This window comes from Stackebrandtia sp. (assembly GCF_035643755.1).
GTDB lineage: Bacteria > Actinomycetota > Actinomycetes > Mycobacteriales > Micromonosporaceae > Stackebrandtia.
Window position 1 is genome coordinate 1 of sequence record NZ_DASQPW010000178.1, and the last position, 2,261, is coordinate 2,261.

1 protein-coding gene is annotated in these 2,261 nt (G+C 66.8%); it reads left to right on the forward strand.

From position 1 onward, the window contains the following. Positions 1-930: 930 nt before the first annotated feature. A partial coding sequence (locus VE172_RS13235; RefSeq protein WP_324802361.1) for an alpha/beta fold hydrolase occupies positions 931-2,261 on the forward strand: 1,331 nt, incomplete at its 3' end.

The window sequence follows — 2,261 nt, forward strand, 5'->3', positions numbered from 1 at the left end:
TGATGTACCCACACGGGCCACTGGCCGACAGGGCCAGGAGGATCGGCGAACAGTTCGACATCCCCAAGACCCACCTGCCGAAACGGCGCCTGCGTGCTGTCATTGCCCTCGGTCTGTTCCCGATCCTGTGGGTGCTACCGAAATGCGGGGAGTGCGGGCAATCCTGGCCATGCACCCCATTGACTGACCATTTCAGACACACCCTCGGATGGGCTGGAGACTTGTCGGCGAGGTACAAGGCCATGTCGACGAAGCGACGCAGAACCAAGGCCGCAAAGAGGAACCCGACAGCTATCTCGCATCGCGCCAAACCCCGACGCCGTTGGAGACGATAACGGGACGGCAGATGCAACTCCCCCTCGCACAGCTAAATAAGCAACGACAGGTTCACGAAGGTCTGCCGTCCCGACGGGGCTAACGTCGTCGGGACGGCAGACCACACCCCCGCCACGGCCAGGCAAGAAGCGGGAGGTTGGCAAACATCTGCGCAACACCAGCTTCGGTGAAAGCGGCGTGCGACTCCCCCTCGCACGGCAACCCAAAAGCGACGGGTTCACGAGAATTGGCGACTGGGTGGGGTCGACGACAGCGCCAAGGCTCTGCCCGCCAAAGAGCGATACGTTCACAACAGTCTGCCGTCCCGACGGGGCTGACCACGACGGGACGGCAGACCAAGCCCCTGCCCAACGCAGCCAACCCAACCCGCGGCTTCCCAACGGCGAGCAGCGTAAGAACTGTTCGCCGTGGAAGAGGGAGCCGCACCTCCCCGACCATGGCCAAACGAATCGCGCCACGTCAGCGGCGATGGGCAGCGCGGGGCGCGTTTGACGGAGGTGCCGCGCGGGAGTCGGTCATTCGGCCGAGGAGGCGCGGCGGATATCCGTCCGTTGGGGGAAGTGGGGAAGCATTGGCGCGCCCCACAATCATCGCGTGAAACGGATACTCGCTCTTGCCTCCGCCGTACTGGTCGCCGCTGGCGTCGCGGCGTACGTGACCTGGGACGCCTCGGCCGACGGTCGGGAGATCGCCTGGAAGACCTGCGGCCAGAAGCCTGGCGCCGAATGCGGCAGCCTCGACGTGCCCCGCGACTACGCCGACCCGAACGCGGGGACGGTGAAGCTGAACATCACCCGCCGCGCGGCGACCGACCCCGACAAGCGCGTCGGGGTGCTGTTCTTCAACCCTGGCGGTCCAGGCCAGCCCGCCGCCGGCTACGTGCGCGACGCCGTCGACCAGACCTTCTCCAAGGACCTCCAGTCGCGCTTCGACATCATCGGCATCGACTCGCGCGGCGTGGGCGGCAGCCAGCAGCTGTCCTGCTCCAAGCCCGACCACGACCCGAACGTGTCGCTGTTTCCCCAGTCGCAGAAGGAATTCGACCAGCTGGTCGCGCACAACAAGAACATGGGCGACAGCTGCGACGATCTGATCTCCAACATGGACACCATCAGCGTCGCCAAGGACTTCGACCAGGTGCGCGCGGCGCTGGGCGAGTCCAAGATCAACTACCTGGGTCTTTCTTACGGCACCATCCTCGGCACCGCGTACGCCGAGCGATTCCCGCACCGCGTCCGCACCATGAGCCTCGATGGCGTGGTGGACCACGGGATGCGCACCTCGAAGCTGATCCTCGACGGCTCGACGGCACTGAACAAGTCCTTTGAGGCGTACGCCAAGTGGTGCGACGGCTCGGACAAGTGCGCCCTGCACGGCAAGGACTTCGCGGCCACCTTCGACGCCCTGGTGAAGTCCACGCGCGACAAGCCGATCCCCGTCCCGAACGAGCGGCCCATCACCGCCGAGGAACTGGAGTTCATCGTCAACGCGGGCCTGGACTCGGTCCCCGAGTTCGCCGAGCCGCTGTCCGACGCCCTGAAGCAGGCCGTCGACGGCGACGGCACCAAGCTGGCCGCCATCCGCACCGAGGCGGAGAACCCCGCCACCAGCGCCCCCTACCGCGCCACCCTCTGCCAGGACATCGACCCGCAGCTGACCAACTTCGAGCAGCTGCGCCACCTGGCGAACCAGGCGGTCAAGCGCGACCCGCACCTGGGAGGAATGTCGGAGTGGTGGTCGATCGCGGCGGGCTGCATCGGTTGGCCCGCGGCGCCGAAGAACCCCCAACACGCCGTCCACATCGACGACGCCCCGCCGATCCTGTTGGTGGGCAACACGGGCGACCCCGTCACCCCCGTCAGCGGCGCCGAGAGCCTCTCGCACGGCATCGAGGGCTCGGAGGTGCTGACCTACGACGGCGTCGG